This window comes from Terrisporobacter mayombei, assembly GCF_020748465.1.
Taxonomy (GTDB): domain Bacteria; phylum Bacillota; class Clostridia; order Peptostreptococcales; family Peptostreptococcaceae; genus Terrisporobacter; species Terrisporobacter mayombei.
This window is the reverse complement of record NZ_JAHZMP010000001.1, coordinates 337,961-355,410: the sequence shown is the minus strand read 5'-3', so window position 1 is coordinate 355,410 and position 17,450 is coordinate 337,961. Positions and strand designations below refer to the sequence as shown.

The 17,450-nt window shown below is 29.3% G+C and carries 15 protein-coding genes; 9 read left to right on the top strand and 6 right to left on the bottom strand.

All coding sequences use genetic code 11. From position 1 onward, the window contains the following. Positions 1-416 precede the first annotated feature (416 nt). From K0039_RS01800 to K0039_RS01790, 3 genes are all read right to left on the bottom strand, one after another. Positions 417-1,577, bottom strand: coding sequence for a M20 family metallopeptidase (locus K0039_RS01800; RefSeq protein ID WP_228103351.1), 1,161 nt, complete (start codon positions 1,575-1,577; stop codon positions 417-419). Between the two features lie 134 nt (positions 1,578-1,711). Then, complete coding sequence (locus K0039_RS01795) at positions 1,712-3,283, bottom strand: AbgT family transporter (protein WP_306665631.1); 1,572 nt, start codon at positions 3,281-3,283, stop codon at positions 1,712-1,714. A gap of 21 nt (positions 3,284-3,304) precedes the next feature. Beyond that, the gene (locus tag K0039_RS01790; RefSeq protein ID WP_228103350.1) at positions 3,305-4,489 is read right to left on the bottom strand and encodes a M20 metallopeptidase family protein; all 1,185 of its coding nucleotides are present in this window, start codon (positions 4,487-4,489) and stop codon (positions 3,305-3,307) included. 206 nt (positions 4,490-4,695) lie between these two features. Between K0039_RS01790 and K0039_RS01785 the strand changes: the two genes are divergently transcribed. Beyond that, a complete protein-coding gene (locus K0039_RS01785; RefSeq protein WP_228103349.1) occupies positions 4,696-6,369 on the top strand; it encodes a MutS-related protein in 1,674 nt (557 codons plus the stop codon). Between the two features lie 44 nt (positions 6,370-6,413). Here K0039_RS01785 and K0039_RS01780 read toward each other — a convergent pair whose 3' ends face one another. Beyond that, positions 6,414-6,986 (bottom strand): helix-turn-helix domain-containing protein, encoded by a 573-nt coding sequence (locus K0039_RS01780; protein WP_228103348.1) that lies wholly within the window; start codon positions 6,984-6,986, stop codon positions 6,414-6,416. Between the two features lie 210 nt (positions 6,987-7,196). Between K0039_RS01780 and K0039_RS01775 the strand changes: the two genes are divergently transcribed. From K0039_RS01775 to ppnP, 4 genes are all read left to right on the top strand, one after another. Then, a complete protein-coding gene (locus K0039_RS01775; RefSeq protein ID WP_228103347.1) occupies positions 7,197-8,108 on the top strand; it encodes a trans-4-hydroxy-L-proline dehydratase activase in 912 nt (303 codons plus the stop codon). Between the two features lie 3 nt (positions 8,109-8,111). Further along, positions 8,112-10,481: a trans-4-hydroxy-L-proline dehydratase gene (gene hypD / locus K0039_RS01770; RefSeq protein ID WP_228103346.1), complete on the top strand. Its 2,370-nt coding sequence runs from the start codon at positions 8,112-8,114 to the stop codon at positions 10,479-10,481. A 116-nt stretch (positions 10,482-10,597) separates the two neighbouring features. Further along, the gene (gene proC / locus K0039_RS01765) at positions 10,598-11,398 is read left to right on the top strand and encodes a pyrroline-5-carboxylate reductase (protein WP_228103345.1); all 801 of its coding nucleotides are present in this window, start codon (positions 10,598-10,600) and stop codon (positions 11,396-11,398) included. 37 nt (positions 11,399-11,435) lie between these two features. Beyond that, a complete protein-coding gene (gene ppnP, locus K0039_RS01760; protein ID WP_018592666.1) occupies positions 11,436-11,750 on the top strand; it encodes a pyrimidine/purine nucleoside phosphorylase in 315 nt (104 codons plus the stop codon). Between the two features lie 356 nt (positions 11,751-12,106). On the opposite strand, the gene K0039_RS01755 is transcribed toward ppnP, so the two are convergent. Continuing rightward, positions 12,107-12,445: an Mbeg1-like protein gene (locus tag K0039_RS01755; protein ID WP_228103344.1), complete on the bottom strand. Its 339-nt coding sequence runs from the start codon at positions 12,443-12,445 to the stop codon at positions 12,107-12,109. Between the two features lie 341 nt (positions 12,446-12,786). On the opposite strand from K0039_RS01755, the gene K0039_RS01750 reads away from it, so the two are divergent. The 4 genes from K0039_RS01750 to K0039_RS01735 all read left to right on the top strand — a co-directional run bounded on the left by K0039_RS01750 (position 12,787) and on the right by K0039_RS01735 (position 16,092). Continuing rightward, complete coding sequence (locus K0039_RS01750; protein ID WP_228103343.1) at positions 12,787-13,638, top strand: AraC family transcriptional regulator; 852 nt, start codon at positions 12,787-12,789, stop codon at positions 13,636-13,638. A 499-nt stretch (positions 13,639-14,137) separates the two neighbouring features. Then, positions 14,138-14,989 carry a YitT family protein gene (locus tag K0039_RS01745; RefSeq protein ID WP_228103342.1) on the top strand — a complete coding sequence of 284 codons (852 nt, stop codon included), beginning with the start codon at positions 14,138-14,140 and terminating at the stop codon, positions 14,987-14,989. 142 nt (positions 14,990-15,131) lie between these two features. After that, on the top strand, positions 15,132-15,446 hold the full coding sequence (locus tag K0039_RS01740; RefSeq protein WP_228103341.1) for a tetratricopeptide repeat protein: 315 nt from the start codon (positions 15,132-15,134) through the stop codon (positions 15,444-15,446). Between the two features lie 154 nt (positions 15,447-15,600). After that, positions 15,601-16,092 carry a flavin reductase family protein gene (locus K0039_RS01735; RefSeq protein ID WP_228103340.1) on the top strand — a complete coding sequence of 164 codons (492 nt, stop codon included), beginning with the start codon at positions 15,601-15,603 and terminating at the stop codon, positions 16,090-16,092. A 40-nt stretch (positions 16,093-16,132) separates the two neighbouring features. On the opposite strand, the gene K0039_RS01730 is transcribed toward K0039_RS01735, so the two are convergent. Next, positions 16,133-16,810 carry a hydrolase gene (locus tag K0039_RS01730; RefSeq protein WP_228103339.1) on the bottom strand — a complete coding sequence of 226 codons (678 nt, stop codon included), beginning with the start codon at positions 16,808-16,810 and terminating at the stop codon, positions 16,133-16,135. Positions 16,811-17,450 lie beyond the last annotated feature (640 nt).

Below are 17,450 nucleotides of genomic sequence, written 5' to 3'. Positions count from 1 at the left end.
AAAAAACTATATATACTGCAATTAAAGAATTAAATAAAGAAGGGTGTTCTATATTAGCATTATGTAGTCTTGCTGACATTTCTCGCTCTTCATATTATATATATACAGGAACAAGAAAAATTACGATATATTTAAAGATAAATTAAGTGTAAAAGAATATATGGAACATTTTAAAGGGGGGTTGGTAACAAGAAATACCTTTATAGATTGCCTAGTAATAAATGGTATTATGGCTTGAACGAAGTGAAAAACAACGGCCTTTAGGTGGTGCCAGCAAAAAAGGCTTATAGCCTTAGTACAAACCACCCGTTTTACGGGTGGTTATGATTTTATGTAATTTAAAGGATTATTATAGTTTAACTTTTCATTAACTCTTTTATTTTAATAATGGCAAATCTTTTCCTTTGTTGATATTTTTAATTTAAATAATCAATAGCATAATTAACATACAACTTTGTACCTATTTCCAATGCATCTTCATCAATATTAAAATTGCCACTATGATGAGGGTAACAAGCAGATTTTTCTTCGTTTCTACATCCAACAAAAGCTAAAGTGCCAGGAGCTTTTTCAAGGTAGAAAGAGAAGTCTTCGCTACCTGTTACTTTTTCAAATTTTATTACTTTATCTTTACCTACTATTTTCTCTGCAGCAACTTCTGCAATGGCAGAGCAATTTGTATCATTAATTGTTGGTGATAAAAGGAAATTATAATTTAAAGAAGCTTTAGCTCCGTAGCCATTAGCTACATTGTCAATTATATTTTCCATCATGTCAGGAAGTTTTTTTCTAAGATCTAAATTAAAACATCTTGTAGTACCTTCCATATATGCATTTTCAGCAATTACATTAAATCTACTACCTGAGTTAAGCATACCGACACTTAGAACTAGAGGATGAAGAGGATCAACTTGTCTGCTCACTATATTTTGTAAATTCATTACTATGGAAGACGCAACAACTAATGCATCAACACATTCGTGAGGAGCAGAACCGTGGCCACCTTTTCCGGTAATATCTATGCTAAACCAATCAGCACTAGCCATTCTAGGTCCAGATTCTACAGATATTTCACCAACGTCAATATTTGACCATAAATGAATACCAAAAACTGAATCAACATTATTCATAGCTCCATCTTTTATCATAGCTTTGGCACCCTCACCTATTTCTTCTGCAGGTTGGAAAAATAGTTTTATAGTACCATGGATTTCATCTTTTAGATAATATAATATTTTTGCGGCACCAAGAAGCATAGAAGCGTGACCATCATGACCACACGCATGCATCATACCTGGAACTAGAGATTTATATTCCATGTTATTTAATTCTTGAACAGACAGAGCATCTATATCAGCTCTAAGAGCTACTGTTTTTCCAGGATGATTGCCTTTTATAGTAGCTACTACACCAGTAGAAGCACATGAAATATATTCTATTCCTATTTTATCTAATTCTTCTTTTATTATTTTTGAAGTATTAAATTCTTTAAAACTAACTTCAGGGTTTTTATGAAACTCCCTTCTTAAACTTATAACATAGTCTTTATTTACTTTAGCCAATTCATTAATTGTCATTTTATTACCCCCGTTTTTGTAGGAATTTAAAGAACTATATCAATTAAGATATAGCTCTTTAGTTACATTATAAAAGGTCACATTATATGAGCTTTATACGCTCAGATTAATTATATTTATGAAAAGAGTAATATTTACATATGATAGTAGATTCCTCCACCAGGACCAAGTGGTAAATTAAATATCATAAAGATAACTAATAAAGCGATCCATGCTAAACCAAATAGTAGTGAGTATGGTGTCATACTTGCCATTACCGTACCAATGCCTATATCCTTGTCGTATTTCTTAGCAAAGGCTAATATAACAGGGAAGTAAGTGAATATTGGACTTATAGGGTTTGTTATAGAGTCACCAATACGATAAGCCATTTGAGTTAGTGCTGGGTCATATCCAAGCATTAAAAACATTGGAACAAATATTGGTGCCATTACAGCCCATTTTGCAGAACAACTACCAACAAATAGATTGATGAAAGCTGCAAATACTACAAATGCTACTAAAAGCCCTGGACCTGTAAGACCAATACCTTTTAGCCATAGAGCACCTTTAATAGATAAAAGAGAACTCATATTAGACGAATTAAATAAAGCTAAAAACTGCCCAGCAGCAAAGGCTAAGACTATATAAGAACCCATACCAGCCATAGATTCATATAAAATAGCTGCTAAATCTTTATCATTTTTTATTCTCTTAGTTATAATACCATAAGTAAGACCAGGTACAAAGAATATTATAGTAATGATTGGGACCATACCAGCCATAAGAGGAGAAGAAGCTGCAAGAAGTGAGCCAGTTTTTGCATCTTTCATAAATGCATTTGGTCCTATACATAAAGCAATAAAAATAATTATACAGATTAATAATCCTATAGAAGCATATTTCATACCCTTTTTCTCCAATGGAGTGATTTCTGAATCAACATCACTATCACTATCTGTAGCCAGGTAATCACTTCCCTCAAAACGAGGAGCTAAATATTTTTCTGTAACAAATGTACCAAGAACTACAAGTATAAGTGTTGAGACTATTAAGAAATACCAGTTCATTGCAGGAGTACCAGTATAATTTGGGTCAATTATTTGAGCTGCTGGAATAGTAAAACCAGCAACAAGAACATCTAACATACTTACAATTAAATTGGCAGAAAATCCTGCGGCAACTCCAGCATATCCAGAAAATAAACCTACAAGAGGATGTCTACCTACACCTAAAAATACAAGAGCAGCTAAGGGTGGAAGAACGACAAAACCTGCATCTGCAACAGCGTTGGCCATTATCCCAACGAATATTATAGTTCCAGTAAGTAATTTTTTTGGAACCTTAGTAACTGTACTTTTCATTACAGTTTCCATGTATCCTGATTTTTCAGCTAAACCTGCTCCAAGCATAGTAACAAGTACTAATCCTAAAGGAGCAAAACTTGTAAAATTTGTAACTATATTTGTTAAAAATAATTGCAATTGTTCTTTGCTTAATAAATTTACACCTTTAACTACTAAATTCTTGCCAGTCGCTTCATCAATTTGTCCAGGGTGTATAGCTGTAACGCCTGACTTTGCAACAAAATAAGATAATATCATAACAACAAACCAAAGTATTACAAAAATAGTAACTGGATCTGGTAATTTATTACCAACCCTTTCAACAACGTTCAAGAATTGCATTAGCAATCCTTCTTTTTTTTCTACCTTTACTTTACCCAAGATAATCCCCCCTTAAAAAATTTAACTATTTAAATAGTCAATTGAAACTTGACATAAAGCTTTACAAAGAACTTTCATATTTCTATCATCCCATTGGAATTTTGAATTATGATGAACTACAGGATGATTTTCATCCTCTGCTATACCAACAAATACGAATGAAGCAGGAACTTCTTTTGCTAAATATGCAAAGTCTTCACCACCCATAGATGGCTCATTTAGTTCAAAAACATTTTCTTCACCAACAATTTTTTTTAGAGATGACATAACTAAATCTGTCATAGAGAAATCATTTATCAAAGGTGGAAATTGTTTTATATATTCATATTCGTAAGTTGCACCTTGGCTAGTAGTAATTCCATTTAGTATGTCTTCTATAGTTTTTTCTGCCCAGGTTCTAGTTTTTTCATCGAATGTTCTAACAGTACCGCCAAGAATTGCTTCTGTAGGAATTGCGTTATGACAATCAGTATTTCCAGCTTTAACATGACAACAAGATGAGACCAATGGATTAAGAGGATTATTTTTTCTGCTTACAATAGTTTGGAATGTATTTATTACTTGAGATAAAATTGGGATAGGATCAATGGAATTTTGTGGTACACCACCGTGACCACCTTCACCTATAATCTTTATATTGAATATATCTGGAGATGCCATCATAGGACCGTGTTTAATACCTACCATTCCTTCTTTTACTTCTCCCCACAAATGCCCGCCAAAGGCAGCATCTACATGAGGATTTTCTAATATACCTTCATCAATCATTGGTTTTGCTCCACCTTCAATTTCTTCATCTGGCTGGAACATAAACTTAATGTTTCCATGTAAATCATCTTTTAGTTCGCTTAATATCATAGCAGCACCAAGTAGTGAAGCTGTATGACCATCATGACCACAAGCGTGCATGACGCCTGGGATTTTAGATTTAAATTTTAAATTAGTTTCTTCATTTACTCTAAGAGCATCCATGTCCGCTCTAAGAAGTATGGTTTTGCCAGGATATTTTCCCTTTAGTAATGCAATGACACCTGTTTTCGCAACGTTGGTTTTTACTTCTAAGTTCAAATTTTTAAGTTCATTGCATACTAGCTTGGAGGTGTTAAATTCCTCATAACCAACTTCAGGATACATATGCAACTGATGTCTTATTTTAACTATTTTGTCGTAATACTTTTCACATAATTCATTAATTTTATTTACCATATTTTCTCCTTTCTATAAAGCTATTATCAAAATGATAAAAGTATGCTTTTTAAATAGTAATATTGTTTATAGAGTCTATCTACAATAAATAGAAATTATGTATATTTTATATTTAAAACAAGGTTATATAAAAAATAAAGGTGTACTATTGAGTAGATAAAGAATAAAATATAAAATTGAGGATCAAAGTAAAAAGGAGGGGAAAAATGGGGGATATAATAAAAATTGTTGCTTGTATAATTTTGATGATTATAATTTGTTCATTGTATGACTTATATTCATTCAGAAAGGGATTTAATAAAAACAAAGCTAAAATAATTAAAAACTATGGGTGTGAAATAAATATTGAAGATGCGGATTATAAAATGAATAATATTGCTACTTTTTTTAAAAATAAGGATCAAAAGAAAGGTGTAGATGACATTACATGGAGTGATTTGTCTATGGATGATGTTTATAAAAAAATAAACAATACACAAAGTTCTGCGGGAAGAGAAGTATTATATGATATGCTGAGAAATCCTTTATATACTTTGAAAGAGTTGAAAAAAAGAGATAATATTATTGAATATTTTATGCATAATTTTGAAGAAAGACTTAAATTACAATTAATTTTATCAAATTTAGGATATAATTATGATGCTAATACCACTCTTTGTTTGTTTTTAGAAGAGGACAACTCTAAAAATAGATTGAAATTTTATAGAACTTTAAGAGCAATTCCTTTTATATCATTATTATTAATGGGTATAAATAAATCTTTCCTTATTATAACAATGTTAAGTGTAGCATTAAACATATTTATAAGTTTTAATAATAAGAATAGAAAAATTGATACTAGTGGATTTACATATATAATTAAAACCATAAATGTAGCATTTAAAATAAAAGATATGAAGATAAAAGAACTAGACAATAATTTAAAGAATATTGATGAAGACTTGGAAAAGGTTAAAAAAATTAAGAAAAAATCCGTATCTAAAAATCCAAACTCAATCTTATCAGATCTAAATTTTTTTAGTGAATATGCTAATATGATTACTTTATCAGAGTTAATAACTTATGAAAAAGTTAAAGAAACTATTATAAAAAATAAAGAGTATTTGAAAAATATCTACGAATATGTAGGCGGTATTGATGCCTTAATAAGTATCACTTCTTTTAGAACTTCTTTAGATTATTTTTCTAAACCACAGCTTTCAACTAGTTTAAAAAAAGAAGATAATATTACTAATTTTGAGGAAATATATCATCCACTAATTAGTCATCCAGTGAGTAATTCACTTGAGATAAATAGAGGAGTTCTTATAACAGGATCCAATGCATCAGGAAAGTCAACTTTTATAAAAAGTGTGGCTATAAATCAAATTTTATGCCAAAGTATTTATACTTCATGTACTAAAAAATATGAAGGAACATTTTTTAATATATACACTTCAATGGCCCTTAAAGATGATGTATTAAACGAAGAAAGTTATTATATGGTAGAAATAAAATCATTAAAACGAATAATAGACAAATGTAATGAAAATGTACCATGTCTTTGTTTTGTAGATGAAATTTTAAGAGGAACAAATACAGTGGAGAGAATTGCATCATCCTCTGAAGTCTTAAGTCATTTAAATAAATCAAATACTATTTGTATTGCAGCAACTCACGATATTGAGTTGACTTATTTACTGGAAAAGGAATATGACAATTATCATTTTGAAGAAGAAATTACAGATGATGATATAGTATTTGATTATAAACTTAATAAAGATAGGGCTAAATCAAAAAATGCAATTAAGTTGTTAAGCTTAATAGGTTATGAAAAGAATATAGTTGAAAGAGCACATGAAAGAGCAGAAAATTTTGTAAAAAGTGGTAAATGGATATAGAAAAAAGGATATGAATATCATATCCTTTTTTCATTCTAATGAAATTATTTTTTTAATGGGTTAGGAGTATTTACAGTAAGTATTTTTACTAACTTTGATGTATTATTACTCCAGTTATGTGGTGATTCTGACTTAATATGTGCACTATCACCAGGATATAAATCAGTTATATTATTATCAACATTTAAAGTTAAAATACCTTCAAGTACATATATAAACTCTTCTCCTTCATGAGAGTAGAGCTCTATTTCTTCAGGTTCATTATACTTATGTGGCATTACTTCTTGTATTCTTGGAAGCATATCATAAGTAAAAGTATCTTTGTTTAAAGTATATTGAATAATCTCTGAATCTATTACAGTGTACTTTCTATCATAACTTCTTGTTACGCAAGATTGATTAATTTCATCTGGATAATCAAAAAAGTCTAGAACATTTGCATCTAGAACTTTTGCAATCTTAGCAAGAGAATCTACAGCCACACTAGTCATGCCTCTTTCTAGTTGAGATAAAAAACCGATTGATAAATTAGTCTCTTCACTTAAATATTTTAGAGTGAATTTTTTTTCAGTTCTTAGTTCTTTTATTTTTAAACCTATAGTAGTATTATAGTTCATTAACTTAACTCCTTTCAAAATTTTATTATTAATAATTTAAATATTAAAATAATATGCTTAATAAGTCAACTTATATAAATAAGAAATAATTTCATATTAATAAAAAAATATAAAAATATTGAAAAAAACCAATGACAAATTAATAACAATATACTATTATGAAATTATAAGGAAATAAAATTCATATACATGAAATATAGAGGGGAGGTTATGAAAATACCAAATATAATAAGTATTCAAAAATATTCTATCCATGATGGAGATGGAATAAGGACGACAGTTTTTTTTAAGGGTTGTTTACTAAATTGTTGGTGGTGTCATAATCCAGAAAGTCAAAGTTTTAAAAAAGAAGTAATGTTCAATAGAGAAAAATGTACTAACTGTTTATATTGTACTAAGATTTGTTCACATAACACAAAAGATGAAGAAAGTGGAATCGTTAAATATGATAGAACTAATTGTGAGGTTTGTGGTAAATGTTTAGATTATTGTGTAAATAATGCTAGAGAAATTGTGGGTAATGATTATTCAATTAATGACATAATGAAAGAAATTGAAAAAGATAGTATGTTCTATGAATCTTCTTTTGGTGGAGTTACTTTATCCGGTGGGGAAGTAATGTTACAAGATAGCGATTTTATAGTTTCTCTGTTAAAGAAAATAAGGAGAAAGGGATATAATGTGGCTATTGATACATGTGGATATGCACCTGAAATTAATTATGAAAAGGTTTTACCATATGTTGATACCTTTCTATATGACATTAAAACTATGGATAATGAAAAGCATAAAAAGTATATGGGCAAGGGAAATGACCTTATACTTAGTAATTTAAAATATTTAAGTGAAAATAATGCAAATATTTATATAAGAATTCCAGTTATAGGAACTGTAAATGATGATGATAAGGATATGGAAGAAATAATTAAATTTTTAAAAGAAAATATAAGTGTAAAACAAGTGAATTTATTACCATATCATAACATTGCTAGCAGCAAATATGACAGATTAGATATGCAGTACAAAGGTGAAAATTTTACAATTCCTAGCAAAGACAGAATGAAAGAACTTCAAGAACTGTTTATAAAAAATGGATTTAATAATACAAAAATAGGGGGTTAAACCATGGAAAGAGGAATGAATGAAAGAATTAAAAAATTAAGAAAGCAAAGTGTAGAGGCTACTCCACATATTTATATGGAAAGAGCTAATTTAATGACTGATGCTTATATGGAATATGAAGGATCTGTTTCAGTTCCAGAAATGAGAGCTTTAGCTTTTAAACATCTTATGGAAAATAAAACACTTTGTATCAACGAGGGAGAATTAATAGTTGGTGAAAAAGGTGATTCACCTCAATCATCACCATCTTTCCCAGAGCTTTGTTGTCATACTTTAGAAGATATGAAAGTTATGAACAATAGAGATTTAATTTTCTTCAAAGTTACTGAAGAAGATATGAAATTACAAGAAGAAAAAATAATACCATTCTGGGAAAAACGTTCAGTAAGACATAAGATTTTAAATGCTATGACTGATGAGTGGAAAACTTGTTATGAAAATGGTATTTTTACTGAATTTATGGAACAACGTGGACCAGGACATACTGTTGGTTCAAAAAAAATCTATGAAAAAGGATTTTTAGATTACAAAGCAGATATTAAAGCAGCTAAAGAAAAAATAGATTATTTTAATGATAAAGAGGCTGTAGATAAATTAGCTCAATTAAATGCTATGGATATATGTTGTGATGCAATAATAATTTTAGGGGAAAGATATGCAGCTTATGCTAGAGAATTAGCAGAAGTTGAAACTAATCCAGCTAGAAAAGAAGAATTATTACAAATAGCAGCTAACTGTGATGTAGTGCCAGCTCATAAGCCTAAAACTTATTGGCAAGCAATACAAATGTACTGGTTTGTACATTTAGGTGTAACAACTGAATTAAATCCTTGGGACGCATATAGTCCAGGAAGATTAGATCAACATTTATATCCATTCTATGAAAAAGATGTTGAAGCTGGAGATTTAGATGATGAAAAAGCTTTAGAATTATTAGAAAACTTATGGGTTAAATTCAACAACCAGCCAGCACCACCTAAAGTAGGTATAACATTAAAAGAAAGTGGAACTTACACTGACTTTGCAAATATAAACACTGGTGGTATTACTGAAGATGGTAAAGATGGAGTTAACGAAGTTTCTTACTTAATACTTGACTGTATGGATGAAATGAAATTATTACAACCAAGTTCAAACGTACAAATTAGTAAAAAAACTCCTCGTAAATTCTTAAAAAGAGCTTGTGAAATCTCAAGAAAAGGATGGGGTCAGCCAGCATTTTATAATACAGAAGCAATAATACAAGAGTTATTAAATGCAGGTAAAACAATTGAAGATGCTAGACTTGGTGGAACTAGTGGATGTGTTGAAACAGGAGCATTTGGAAACGAAGCGTATATATTAACAGGATATTTCAACCTTCCTAAAATATTAGAACTTACTTTATACAATGGTTATGATAATGTAAGTAAAAAGCAATTAGGATTACAACTAGGATATGCTAAAGACTTCAAATCGTTTGAAGAATTATTTGAAGCTTACAAGAAGCAAATAGAATACTTCTTAGATATAAAAATAAAGGGAAGTAACGTAATAGAAGAAATTTATGCTAGATACATGCCAGCTCCATTCTTATCAATAATAACAAATGATTGTATATCAAGTGGTAAGGACTACAATGCTGGAGGAGCAAGATATAATACAAACTACATCCAAGGTGTTGGTATAGGAACAATAACAGATTCTTTATCAGCAATTAAATACAATGTATTTGATAAGCAAAAATTCTCTATGGGAGAATTAATGAAAGCTTTAGAAGATAACTTTGAAGGTCATGAAATAATGAAAAACTTAGTTAGCAACAAAACACCTAAATATGGTAATGATGATGATTATGCAGATGATATAATGCAAAACATATTTAACTTCTACCAAAAAACAATAACTGGTAGACCAAATATGAAGGGTGGACAATACAGAATAAACATGCTTCCAACTACTTGCCACGTTTATTTTGGTGAAATAATGATGGCATCTCCAGATGGAAGACTTGCTCATAAACCAGTTTCAGAAGGTATTTCACCATCTAAGAGTGGAGATACAAATGGACCTACTGCAGTTATAAAATCTGCATCTAAAATGGACCACTTAAGAACTGGTGGAACACTTCTAAATCAAAAATTCACTCCAAGTGTAGTTGCAGGTGAAAATGGTTTAGATCAAATGTCAAACTTAGTTAGAGCTTATTTTGATATGGATGGACATCACATACAATTTAACGTTATAGATAGACAAACATTAATAAATGCTCAAAACAGTCCAGAAGAGTATAAAGACTTAATAGTTCGTGTTGCAGGATATAGCGATCACTTCAGAAACTTAAGCAAAGCTCTTCAAGATGAAATAATTGATCGTACTGAACAAGCTTTATAGACCTTAATTTGTTTAACATAAACAATTAAAATTTATTATAAATAAAAACACTGTAGTTGCTATAAGTAATATAAATAGTAGCTACAGTGTTGATTTGGGAAAAGGAGATACTTGAAATGAGTAAAAAATTAGGATTTATTGGAGCAGGAAATATGGCTAAGGCTATGATGGGAGGTATCATAAGAAATGAAATTATTCCTTGTGAAGAAATTATAGCATCAGATGCTTATGCTCCAAGTTTAGCTTCAGCAAGAGAAAGTTTAAACATTGAAACTACAGAAAGTAATTTAAAAGTAATAGAAGAAGCTGAAGTAGTTGTTTTAGCAGTAAAACCTCAATACTATGCATCAGTAATAAATGAAGTAAAAGACCATATAAGAGAAAATCAAATTATAGTAACTATAGCACCAGGTCAAACTTTAGAAAGATTAAATTCTTTATTTGATAGAGATGTGAAGATAGTAAGAACAATGCCTAATACTCCAGCATTAGTTTGCGAGGGAATAACAGGAGTTTGTCATAATGATTTAGTAACTAAAGAAGAATTAGATTATGTATGCAATATTCTAAGTGGATTTGGAGAAGTAGAAGTTGTAGGAGAAAACTTAATGGATGTAGTAGTTTCAGTAAGTGGTTCTTCACCAGCTTATGTATATATGTTTATAGAAGCTTTAGCAGATGGTGCTGTTGCAGATGGAATGCCTAGAGATAAAGCTTACAAATTTGCGGCTCAAGCAGTTATGGGAAGTGCGAAAATGGTATTAGATACTGGTAAACATCCAGGAGAATTAAAAGATATGGTTTGTTCTCCAGGAGGAACTACTATAGAAGCAGTTAGAGTTTTAGAAGAAAAAGGATTTAGAAGTGCAATAATAGAATGTATGAAATCTTGTGTTAATAAAGCAAGAGGTTTATAGAATTATTATATTAATATAAATAATAAGGGAGAAAATTATGGAATTTAATAATGTAAAAGTTGTAAAAAAAGCTACAGTATATTTTGATGGAAAAGTAACTAGTAGAACTGTGTATTTTGAAAATGGCGAAAGAAAAACATTAGGATTTATGATGCCAGGAGAATATGTATTTAACACTGGTGTTGAAGAATTAATGGAAGTTATAGGCGGAGAAATGGACATTTGTTTACCTGGTGAAAGTGAATTTAGAACTTACAAAGAAGGGGACAGCTTTATAGTTCCTGAAAAATCAGCTTTTGAAGTAAGAGTTAAAACTTACGGAGATTATTGCTGTTCTTATAAAGATAAGTAATAAAAAGTGTAATGAGATTTACTTATAATCTCATTACACTTTTTTAGTTTATAACCACTTGGATTGAACAAGGTCGTTTTGTGAAATTGCATGGCTCTCACACAGTGTTTTAAGCAGGCAAATTTTTTATTCAAGAATTATTATTTACTTCTGTTTTGTAGAACTACATAGTTTTTATCATTTTTAGACATGCCATTAATAGATAGAAAGGCCAATTGCCTAAATAACTTTATAATAAGAATTTTTTCTTCTGGGTCCATGTGTTTTATAGCATCTAGGATAATAGGTAAGTTAATTTTCTAATTAGCTGCGATATCAGTAATAGTTTTACATTTAGTTGAATTCAAAATTTCAAACTATGCCTCAATAAATTGTTTGCGTTTTTCATCTGAAATTTGACTAAGCCAAGCGTTCAGCGTTTTGTTAATATACTTAGATTTTGAAGATAATTCATCTAGGTAAATGAAATCATATTTTCCAACCTTCCACCAAAAAGGATCATATTGCATAATACCCCCCACACCGCTATTTTTTACAACATGATAATGTTCGTGATTTTCAAGTAGGATACCAACTAAAGAAGAGTAAGGGATAGTTTTATTTATTTTATTTTTGATAGATTTAAACTCTTCACTTTTTATAACTTCATTTATAGTATGAAACTCATTTTCAACATAGTCGATTATATTTCTCACAATAACCTCCTTAATAATTTATTTTATATTAATAATATACTCAATACAATTTCATATGGTAACTATAAATATTGAATATACTTAGATTCGTTATGCTTTAATAAAATCTATTCTTAAAATTATACAAAAGTATGTTTTTTTATAGGAAGCTTAGTAGTTTGATGTGGTTCTTAATTTAAATTTGTAACAGGATGTAATATTTTATATTAATAAAGGATATTATGCTTAGATATAGAATTGAATAAAGAGTGTTATACATGTAAACCTCTCATTATTGTGCACGAAATGAGAGGTTATTATATTTTTACTCAAATATAATATTAATTAAAGGAGGTTAGTTAATGGAATGGTTGAACAAATTAAATGAATCTATAAAATATATTGAAGATAATTTACAGGGAAATATAGATTATAATAAGGCAGCGAAAATAGCATGCTGTAGTACGTATCATTTTCAAAGAATGTTTTCATATATTGCTGGAGTTCCTCTTTCGGAATACATACGACAAAGAAAGATGACTTTAGCTGCATTTGATTTACAAAAAGGAGACAAGGTTGTAGATGTATCTTATAAATATGGATATGAAAGTCCTACATCTTTTAATAGAGCATTTCAAAAGATACACAATGTTTCTCCGTCTATAGCCAGTAAAGAAGGAACTGTTCTAAAAGCATATCCTCCAATTAGTTTTAAAATTACTATAAAAGGAGTGAAAGATATGGAATATCAAATAAGAAAAAGAGATGAAATAAGAATAGTAGGTTTAAAAAAAGAAATGAGTAAAAATATTGAAGAAAATTTTAAAGAAGTCCCTAAGTTTTGGAGTGAAGTATCACAAAATAATAAGTTAAATGAATTAATATCACTTATGGATGAAAATAGCAAAGGAGTACTTGGAGTTAGTGCATGTATGGATATTATGGATAAGTGGGAATATTATATTGGAGTTGAGACAAATAAGGAGATAAAAGAAGGTATGTATGAATATATAATTCAACCTTGTACCTGGGCTGTATTTCCTGGGAAAGGTAAAATGCCAGAAGCTATACAAGAAGTTGAAAAAAGAGCAATAATTGAATGGTTGCCATCTTCTTCTTATGAATATGCAAATCAACCTGATATAGAATTATATCTTAATGCAGATCCGTTAGACTCAGTATTCGAAGTTTGGATACCAATAAAAGAAAAGTAAGAATAAGCATATAATAAAATACAAAATACAACAAATTGCAACAGACCTTCCCATCGATTACCAGCGAATTTATCTGGATATTCTGTAGTATCTGGAGCTACTTGCGAAGTTTTATCTTATTATTTTCCAGAAGAATCTAAAAAAATTAGCAAAATTGGTAAACAAGAATAAATTTCAAGAGTGTACGTGGGAGATCATCTTAGATGGGGTTGTGTAGAAGGATTAAAATTAGGAAAACAAATTGGCTAACTTATTATAGAATATTAAATATATGAAAAAGAATATGATGATACAAAAGTAGACATACCAATACAAGAATTTTTAGATGTACCAATAATACCTGTATATTAATAATAAAATATAAAAAAGCTGTATATCTATTGAGATAAGCAGTTTTTTTTATTTAAAAAAATCCTTTTACATAATTCTTATCCATTATAATGAAAATTTAGGTAAAATATTAATTGGGGATATATATTAAAGGGGGAGAGAGTGACAGGTGGATTTTTTAGAAAGTAAGGTAGGAAAGCAATTATTAATAATTATAGGAATAATAATATGCGCCATAGGAATTAACGGTTTTTTATCACCAGCAGATTTACTTAGTAGTGGTCTAGCAGGAATAGTAGTTATATTTAATAAGTTATTTGGAATTAATCAAGGAATAGCCATATTAATTATGAATATCCCCATATTTTTAATTTGTAAAAAGTATGTGGACAAGGAGTTCTTTTTTACGAGTATAATCAATATGTTTATTTATTCTTTTGCCTTAGGCATTTCAGAAAATCTCTATAAATATATAAGGATTGATGATTTAATGATTCAAAGCATTTTTGGAGGAGTTTTAATAGGTGTGGGAGTTGGTTTAATATTTAAGGCGAACTCATCTGTGGGAGGTTTAGATATTGTAATGGCAGCACTGAAAATTAAATATGACATATCTATAAAAAATGCATCTTTAGTAATAAACCTTTTTATTATTTGTGCAGGCGGTATGTTATTTGGTGGAGTTAAGGCAATGTATACTTTAATTTCTATGTATTTAACATCTATATCAATAGAAAAGGCAAAAGATATTTTTAATAAACAAAAGTTAATTTTACTTATATCAGAGAAAAATACGGATATTGCTAATAGCATAATGAAAGTTACAGGAAAAGGTGTAACTTTTTTAGATGCACAAGGGGCTTATTCAAAGGCAAATAAGAAGATGATATATTGTGTAGTTGCATCCAGTCAAATTGCTAAAATAAAGGAAATCATATATAAAGAAGATAAAAATGCCTTTGTGTCAATTAATAATATTGATGAAGTAAAAGGTGGAGGATTTAAGGAGAAAAAGTTATAGTATATAAAACAGCAATTTAAATATTGCTGTTTTTTCATGAAAATCTTCACACAATCTTTATATAATAATAAAAACCTTAATATGAACTTAACTAAAATATAAATATAATAGTAATATATTATAAAAATGGGAGTTGAGTAAAATGGTTAAAGCATATGTAGATAAAAATAGTATTAATAGTACAATAGATAAAGCTATTTATTACTTAAAAATAAATGATTATAATTCGGCTATTTGTAAAATTAAAGAGGCTATGATTGAGGATTTATCTTCGGGTAGAATCCATAATTTATTAGGAATTTATTATGAAAAACAAAGAGATTATAATAGAGCAATAAAACACTACAGAGTTGCCAGTGATTTGGACCCCACTTTTATTGCCTCAAGAAAAAATCTTGAAAGAATTGGATCATTTAGATATTTATGCAACGACAAATATATAGACTATGGAGAGTAAATAATTTTTTATATAGAAATCTTTTATATAATTATTATTATGAAGATCTAAAATAACATGGAAAAGAAAAAGTAGAATATAATTTCTAATATATATTTACAATCTGATATAATTTCTAGTAAAGATATGTTTTATAGAAAGGGGCAAATTTACAATGAATTTTTATGAAGATTTGGGAATAGCAATGGATAACCTAAGTAAAAGGGGAGCTTTTCTTACAGTAAAAAATGAAAATATAGTAAATACAATGACAATTGCTTGGGGATATGTGGGGTATAGCTGGAATAGACCATTTTTCGTTGCCATGGTTAGACCACAAAGGTATACACAAGAATTAATAAAATATGCTAAGGATTATACTATAAGTATTCCATATAGTGATGACTTTAAAGAAGCATTAACTATTTGTGGAACAAAGTCAGGAAGAGATATAGATAAGGAAAAAGAAGGCGAAATTAAATTTATACCAAGTCAAGTTGTTGATTCACCAGTTGTAGACAATTGTGATATGTACTACGAATGTGAGATAAAATATGTTGATCTTATAGATAAAGATAAATTCCCGGAAGAGTTGAAAAAGAATTATCCTAAAGAAGATTATCATTATTTATATTATGGTGAAATAGTAAAAGCTTATAAAAAATAAGAAAAAGCAGTGAGTCTCACTGCCTTTTTATAATTTACTTTTAGTGATGATGTTCTACATTAATTCTATAAGAATTCATTACACCTTTGAAAAGGTGAGGAACTGTAGGTGGTGTCCAAGTTATAGCATTGGCGCCAGCCTTTATTGTTTCTCTAATAGTATCATCAGTAGGTCCCCCTGTTGCTATAATAGGAAACTTTGGATATTCTTTTCTTATTTTTGCAACTATTTTGGGAGTATCTTTTGATGCAGAAACGTTTAATATGCTTGCCCCTGCCTTTATTCTTCCTTCTATATCGCAATCATCACTTATGACACTAACAACCACAGGAATATCTAGTGTGTCAGATAGACTTTTAAGTGTTTCATTAGAGGTGGGAGCATTTACAACGACTCCTATAGCGCCTTGTATTTCAGCATTTGTACCAAGCATGACAGAACGAAGTCCATTTGTTAGTCCACCTCCAACTCCTGTGAAAACGGGCACATCAGAAGCTAAAAGTAGGGCTTGAGTAATTATTGGTTGAGGGGTAAATGGATACACTGCTAAAATGGCGTCTGCATTGACATTTCTTATAATAGCTAAATCTGTTGTATATACTAAAGATTTAATTCTTTTTCCAAAGACATTAATTCCACTACATTCTCTAATAACTTCTGGCACACGAAGAAAAGATTTTCGAAGAGTTCCATCAATGGCTGTTGGCATCTCTTTCATATAATAAACCTCCAATTCAAAAAAGGGTATTTTAATAAAAATATAATTTCTTTTTTAATATTTCCAAGGAGGTTAATTTCTATGTAGGTTAAGATTTATTAATAATTTTTATAATTAAAATACTAAATTATTCCACATATAATAAACTACTGCTTGATTTACTTTTAGTGGATGAGGAACTTAAGAAGTTATTTAAATTTTTAACAATACTATAAAAATAGTTTGACGACAAACTATTTATTAGGTATAATTGGTCTGTCGAAAAAACTAATCGAGGAGTCAACATATGAATTACATTCAGACATTTCCTATATGTAATCCTAAAAATGGAGAGTTGTCTCATATAGGGAGCTAGTTTTGTGGAGGAATTGAAAAGAAGAGAGATTGGTTCTGAATGTATACTAAATCAAGAAGTAAGTATTTTAATATAAAGGAAAATAATACTATAGAAAAATCTAATAAATTTGTGTAACTGGGCAAAGATGAAGACTTTAATAGAAGAGGAAACTTAGTGTCCATATGAAGAAGGTCATTTTATATACAAGTAGTATCTCTGGCACTTTATCTGTAATAAAAATAAATGACAAGAATAAAGTAGAAAATAATCTAGTACAAATTATTGAGGGTTATATGCAACTGG

What these genes read in the sequence shown, in the direction of transcription:
- K0039_RS01785 (WP_228103349.1), top strand. Translation starts at nt 4,696, where the DNA reads ATGGGGGATATAATAAAAATTGTTGCTTGTATAATTTTGATGATTATA.
- K0039_RS01750 (WP_228103343.1), top strand. Translation starts at nt 12,787, where the DNA reads ATGGAATGGTTGAACAAATTAAATGAATCTATAAAATATATTGAAGAT.
- K0039_RS01740 (WP_228103341.1), top strand. Translation starts at nt 15,132, where the DNA reads ATGGTTAAAGCATATGTAGATAAAAATAGTATTAATAGTACAATAGAT.
- K0039_RS01780 (WP_228103348.1), bottom strand. Translation starts at nt 6,986, where the DNA reads ATGAACTATAATACTACTATAGGTTTAAAAATAAAAGAACTAAGAACT.
- K0039_RS01775 (WP_228103347.1), top strand. Translation starts at nt 7,197, where the DNA reads ATGAAAATACCAAATATAATAAGTATTCAAAAATATTCTATCCATGAT.
- ppnP (WP_018592666.1), top strand. Translation starts at nt 11,436, where the DNA reads ATGGAATTTAATAATGTAAAAGTTGTAAAAAAAGCTACAGTATATTTT.
- K0039_RS01800 (WP_228103351.1), bottom strand. Translation starts at nt 1,577, where the DNA reads ATGACAATTAATGAATTGGCTAAAGTAAATAAAGACTATGTTATAAGT.
- K0039_RS01790 (WP_228103350.1), bottom strand. Translation starts at nt 4,489, where the DNA reads ATGGTAAATAAAATTAATGAATTATGTGAAAAGTATTACGACAAAATA.
- K0039_RS01730 (WP_228103339.1), bottom strand. Translation starts at nt 16,810, where the DNA reads ATGAAAGAGATGCCAACAGCCATTGATGGAACTCTTCGAAAATCTTTT.
- proC (WP_228103345.1), top strand. Translation starts at nt 10,598, where the DNA reads ATGAGTAAAAAATTAGGATTTATTGGAGCAGGAAATATGGCTAAGGCT.
- K0039_RS01735 (WP_228103340.1), top strand. Translation starts at nt 15,601, where the DNA reads ATGAATTTTTATGAAGATTTGGGAATAGCAATGGATAACCTAAGTAAA.
- hypD (WP_228103346.1), top strand. Translation starts at nt 8,112, where the DNA reads ATGGAAAGAGGAATGAATGAAAGAATTAAAAAATTAAGAAAGCAAAGT.